The 5,281-nt window shown below is 45.1% G+C and carries 4 protein-coding genes and 1 pseudogene; 3 read left to right on the plus strand and 2 right to left on the minus strand.

Features of this window, described 5'->3' with window-relative positions; genetic code table 11:
• Positions 1 to 514, plus strand: a pseudogene (locus tag F6K37_RS31330) (substrate-binding domain-containing protein); the annotation flags it as partial.
• Positions 474 to 797, plus strand: coding sequence for a substrate-binding domain-containing protein (locus F6K37_RS31335; RefSeq protein ID WP_207554315.1), 324 nt, complete (start codon positions 474 to 476; stop codon positions 795 to 797). The pseudogene F6K37_RS31330 and the gene F6K37_RS31335, both read left to right, overlap by 41 nt.
• 150 nt (positions 798 to 947) lie before the next feature.
• On the opposite strand, the gene csaB is transcribed toward F6K37_RS31335, so the two are convergent.
• Together csaB and F6K37_RS31345 are read right to left on the minus strand one after the other, a co-directional pair.
• Entirely contained in the window at positions 948 to 1,991 is a 1,044-nt protein-coding gene (gene csaB, locus F6K37_RS31340) for a polysaccharide pyruvyl transferase CsaB (RefSeq protein ID WP_287254445.1), read from the minus strand.
• A 361-nt stretch (positions 1,992 to 2,352) separates the two neighbouring features.
• Positions 2,353 to 3,882, minus strand: a complete 1,530-nt coding sequence (locus F6K37_RS31345) for a YifB family Mg chelatase-like AAA ATPase (protein WP_008181781.1) — start codon at positions 3,880 to 3,882, stop codon at positions 2,353 to 2,355.
• Positions 3,883 to 4,425: 543 nt separating this feature from the next.
• Here F6K37_RS31345 and F6K37_RS31350 point away from each other — a divergent pair.
• The coding region (locus F6K37_RS31350; protein ID WP_287254448.1) for a Fic family protein at positions 4,426 to 5,281 on the plus strand (856 nt) is incomplete at its 3' end.

Genomic DNA, 5,281 nt, shown 5'->3' on the forward strand with positions numbered 1-5,281 from the left:
TAGGGAAGTGATAGCCTGGGTAAATGAATGGCTCAACTTTGGCAGTAGCCAATGGCAGCCGATCCGGGATAAATTAATCGAAGTAGGAAGCCGATGGCAGGGTGCTAAAAAAGAAGAAATGTACATCCTCCTTGATTTTCCCGAGGAGAAGTTTATTCAATTAGGTCGCATCCCTTGGCAAGAGTGGGATTTGTTGAAAAACTACTACTCAGACTCGGAAATAGCTTTAAGGCTTTATGGTAAGCAGGGTCAGACAATTCTTCCCATTCAAAAATATTGGAAAGTCCGAATTTTGCTGGTTGTGGGAAGGAGTGACGACATCCAAACCGAAAACGATATCAAGATAGTTAAAAATTTAGAAAAAAAAGGAGCAGAGGTTACCGTATTACTTCAGCCTACCAAAGAAGAACTATCGGAAGCACTTTGGCAAGAACCAGGCTACCATATTTTCATCTTTAGTGGTCACAGTAGCTGTGATCAGCAGACGCCAATTAGCTGGCTTGAGTCAGGGTAAGCGCAAAGAGGTAGACCAACCGATTCAAAGGATGCAGCCAAAATTAAAATTGAAATACGAGGAAAATGAAACTGAACTACCAGGCTCTGTTACTGGAATAAAAATGTTATTAAACGGGCAGTTATATTTTGCTCAATCCTCTCGGTACATCACAGATAAAGAAAGTTACCAGGCCAGACAAAATGGCTTTAGTATCAGAGCAATCCCCGTCGCCATTAATGGTATTGCTATAGCGGTTAATCCTAACTTAAAAGTAAGCATTCAGCAGTCAGATGACCGCTGAGAGCTGACTGCTGAATGCTTACAAAAGTAAAAAGTCAAAATTAACAATTAACAATAGGGCTCCTAAATCAAATGTGATAATTTTTGATGCCATATTCCCTACTCCCTACTCCCTACTCCCTGTTCCCTTTGGAAAAGTAAAAATTAACAATTAACAAACTTCCATCAGCACATCCTGATGCATCCTTGCCCGGTCTACCAATGACTGAATTTGATCTTTAGTCAATGGTTCACCATTAGCATAGTGTTCTAACCAGGTTTTACTAATCACATTGGGGTCATCTGGTAAACTAGCAACATCCCATCCAGGTAAATCCAGTTGCTCCATCAAGTAGTTAACTTTGGGGTCATAACTGAGGGCAAAACATCGACATTCTTCCGCTGCTGCCATAATCAAACTGTGGTAGCGCATCCCAATCGCCATTTCCACCCCCCGAAATAATCCTTTCAATTCTCTAGGGTCTTCTATAGAAAAGATCTGATGGGGACCCGTTAACTGAGACGCAATAGATTGGGCAATGGCCAAATCTCGGGAAGCTTGGAAAGGGACTAATAAAATACAGGTTTGTGTCGCTTTCTGAAAATCCACTAAGGCATGGGTCAGATTCTTCAGGCGTTTGGGGGTTAGGGTAGAATGCGATCGCAAAGTAACTGCTACTCTTGGTGCTGGTAAATCCCACAATCCTGGTACAGGTTTGGAGTCTAATGCCCAAACTGGATCGGGAGCCATAATAAAGGGAATTTCCCAATCTGCTAGGAGTGTCGCTGAGCCATAATCCCTGACACTGACTGCTGTACATCCGGTGAAGGACCGCTGGGCTAGCCAACCAATCAGCCGACGCTTAATTGGACCAACCCCCTGGGCCCAAGCAATGGTTTTCAGACCCATCCTTTGGGCTAATCCCATTAAACCACAGTAGTAGAGAGGGCTAGCGGCACTAGTCACATCTTGGATTAAACTACCACCCCCCCAGATGAATAGTTCGGAAAGGCGCATAGCTTTGAGCACTGGTAGGGTAGACATGCGATCGCAACTTTCCACTCCATAGCGCTGACGAGTTTGACTAGGGTTACCGGAAAGGACTATCGGCTTCACTGACTTTGGTAGCATTTGCAGCAGTGACGCTAACAATGCTTCATCGCCACCGTTGCCCTTGCCGTAATATCCACATAAAACTGCTTTGACTTGCTTCATGCCTTCAACTCGTCTTGCCTACTACTCCCTATATTCCCATTCGTTAGTGTCAAAAAAATACCAATTAAAGTAGGGTGGGCAAAGTAATATTATCTAGAATACTCATTTGAACCAAACTGTTTTTGCCCACCCTACAAGCTATATTCCCATCTGTTAACCGATCCGTTAACCCATCAATTGCCCCTGATTGCATCCTATTGCATGGGATCAATAGCGTGTCAAAAAAATACCAATTAAAGTAGGGTGGGCAAAGTAATATTATCTAGAATAGTCACGCATAACCAAACTATTTTTGCCCACCCTACCAGCTATATTCCCATCTGTTAGATCGATTAACCCATTAATTGCCCCTAATTGCATCTTATTGCATGCGATCAATAGTACGATATTGAATGGCTTCAGCAACATGTTCAGTTTTAAGGTCATCATTACCACTCAGGTCGGCAATGGTACGGGCAACTTTGAGAATACGGTCGGTGCCTCTAGCAGAAAGACCAAGTTTGCGAATAGCGCTTTCTAATACATTACGGGAAGTATCATCTAATTTACAGAATCGACGTAGATGATGGCTTTGCATCTGAGCATTGCAATGAAGAGTCGGTTCAGTTTGGAAGCGGTCACGAGTGCGATCGCGTGCGACTTGGACTCGTTCTCGCACCGGTGCTGATTCTTCTCCTGTAGACTGTCTAGTGATTTCTTCAGGTTTAAGCCGATTGACAGCTACTTGTAAATCAATGCGATCCATTAATGGTCCTGATAGCTTCGACCAATATTGTTCCCGTTGGCGAGGGGAACAGCTGCAGGGTTGAATTGGGTCACCAAAGTATCCACAGGGACAGGGATTGGTACTAGCCACTAAGGTAAACTGAGCAGGAAACTGTACCGATTGGCGGGTGCGGGAAATAGTGACTTGTCCGTCTTCCAAAGGTTGGCGTAAGAACTCTAACACATTGCGCTTGAATTCTGTCAACTCGTCTAAAAATAGAACTCCCCGGTGGGCTAAGGAAATTTCCCCCGGTTTCGGAAAACTACCACCACCGACAAGAGACGGACCAGAGGCGGAATGATGGGGACTGCGAAAAGGGCGATCGCAGATCAGTTTGCCGCGATTTTTCAATAAGCCAGCAACAGAATAAATTTGAGTGACCTCCAAAGCTTCAGCAAAACTCAACGGTGGCAAAATTCCCGGTAATCGTCGCGCCAACATGGTTTTACCACTGCCAGGAGGACCGACAAAGATTAAATTATGTCCCCCAGCCGCAGCAATTTCTAAAGCTCGACGCCCATGAGCCTGACCTTTAACATCCTTTAAATCCGGTGCAGTAGACTGGGTTACTTGCAACTCCCCCACGCTATCAATCTCTACCGGTGAATAGCGGTTTGGCTGGTCAAGGAAATCAGCAACATCGGATAGGTGCTCAAATCCATACACAGTGATGCCATTCACCACTGCAGCTTCTGTAGCATTGTCAGCAGGAACCACTAAGCCACTAATTCCCATTTGCTTTGCTGCCGCAGCAATTGGAAGTACACCAGCCACAGGTCGCAAACTGCCATCAAGAGACACTTCTCCGAGAAATAGGTGGTCTCCCAATAACTGAGGATTTAACTGTTCCGATGCCGCTAAAATCCCGACACTGATTGGTAAATCAAAACTAGGACCTTCTTTCCGTAAGTCAGCCGGGGTCAGGTTAATCACAATCTTGCGTATCGGAAAGGCAAAACCAGCATTTTTCAGTGCTGCTTTCACCCGTTCTCTAGACTCTTGGACAGCGGTATCCGGTAAACCAACGACTACAATTCCCGGTAAGCCACCAGACACATCTACTTCAACCCCTACTTTTACAGCATCAATGCCGATAATTGAACCACTCCAAACCCTAGCCAGCATAGTGTTAGCCTGATAAGTGTTTTGGGACAAGGAAAATCAAATAAGGGGAGAGTAGGAAAACTCCCCATCTCCCCATTACCAGTCTCACTTTTTCCTTCGTTTCTCTTTTTACGAACCTTCACTTAAAGGCAAGTATAGTGCTTATCGCCTGGAGAGTTTAACCGGGAAATTACATAAATCAAGAGTACTGATCTCCTTTCCATAAAAGGGATGTAACCTAGGATTTTCCGGGAATCGGGACTCGGGAATCAGTAATTGGGACTCGGGAATCAGTAATCAGTAATCAGTAATCTTACGACCATTAGCCATTAGCCATTACCTATTACCAAAAATCCAGGGACTATTTGGGAAGACATTAATCGAAGTTGATCTTACAGATAGTTTTCCACTAACGCAACAATTATAGTAGACCTCTTACAAAAGTATTGTTCTGATAGTGTTTGTCTCAATTCTTGTTCAGGTGATCCGCTGCTCCGAAGTTCCCTGTTCCCTACAACTGCCGCCAAGTCTAGTATACTGAGGTTGGGTTGATAGGAATTACCCATGCAGTCGTTTGAACCAGGTTTTATTGAGCGCCAGCTGATTACTCAAAATCTACTGCGTACTATCCGGCTGATTGGTGAATACAAAGGCAAGCAAGAACTGTTCAAAGAACAGTCACCCCAAGTTTTGCAAACACTACGTCAGGCGGCGATTATTCAGAGTACTGAATCCTCCAACCGCATAGAAGGCATTACAGTGCCCCTGGAACGCATCAAGGAACTGGTAGCGGAAAAAACTACGCCCCGCGATCGCTCCGAACAAGAAATTGCTGGCTATCGAGATGTACTTAGTACCATCCACAGCAGCTATGCTAACATCCCTTTCACTCCAGGGGTAGTGTTACAGCTGCATCGTGACCTTTACCAGTTTTCTGTTGGTGAGGGTGGGCGCTGGAAGTCGGTAGATAATCAAATCAGCCAAACTTACCCAGATGGTACAAAGGTTGTGAGGTTTCAACCACTTGCGGCTTATGCTACACCATCCGCGATGGAACGCTTGCACGAACAGTTCAATCGCCTCTGGCAGTCTGAGGAATTCGAACCCTTACTGCTCATCCCCACCTACGTCTTGGATTTTCTGTGCATCCACCCTTTTAGTGATGGAAATGGACGGATGGCTAGGCTGCTGACACTACTGTTACTATACAAAGCTGGTTACGAGGTGGGGCGGTTTATTAGTTTGGAACGCATTGTAGAACGCACAAAGGAAAGCTACTACGATACACTTTACCAGTCCTCCCAAAGCTGGCATCAGGGACAGCATAGTTTGTTACCTTGGTGGGAGTATTTTCTGGGAGTGTCGGTGCTATCGGCGTACCGGGATTTTGAGCAACGGGTTGGGTTAGTAACCTCAACCA

Origin of the sequence: Moorena sp. SIO4E2, from assembly GCF_010671945.1 — a bacterium.
GTDB lineage: Bacteria > Cyanobacteriota > Cyanobacteriia > Cyanobacteriales > Coleofasciculaceae > Moorena > Moorena producens.